Source organism: Bacillus sp. SIMBA_005 (genome assembly GCF_046535585.1).
Taxonomy (GTDB): domain Bacteria; phylum Bacillota; class Bacilli; order Bacillales; family Bacillaceae; genus Bacillus; species Bacillus pumilus.
In genome coordinates this window covers 1-325 of sequence record NZ_JAWRWI010000154.1, presented here as the reverse complement: position 1 = coordinate 325, position 325 = coordinate 1, and the positions used below count along the sequence as shown (strand labels likewise).

Annotated in this window: 1 pseudogene; it reads left to right on the top strand. The window is 72.0% G+C overall.

What is annotated here, in order from left to right:
* A pseudogene (locus SB660_RS19540) lies at positions 1–325 on the top strand (hypothetical protein); the annotation flags it as partial.

The following is a 325-nucleotide window of genomic DNA, read 5'->3' as shown; positions in this document are numbered from 1 at the left end:
CATGCTGGCGGCGATCCCGCTGCAGGCGGCGATGACCGCCGAGGAGAGCTATGTCAACCTGCTCGCCGGCGCCGAGGCGCGGCGCACGCTGATGCGCGGCTTCACCACCGTGCGTGACGTCGGCGGCGCGGTGTGGGGTTTGAAGGCGGCCATCGACGATGGCACGGTGCCGGGCCCGCGGATCTTTCCCGCCGGCGCGATGATCAGCGTCACCAGCGGGCATGGCGACTTCCGCCAGATGACCGACCTGCCGCGGACGCTGGGCGCACCGGCATCGCGGCACGACATCATCGGCGACAGCGCCATCGCCGACAGCCCCGACGAG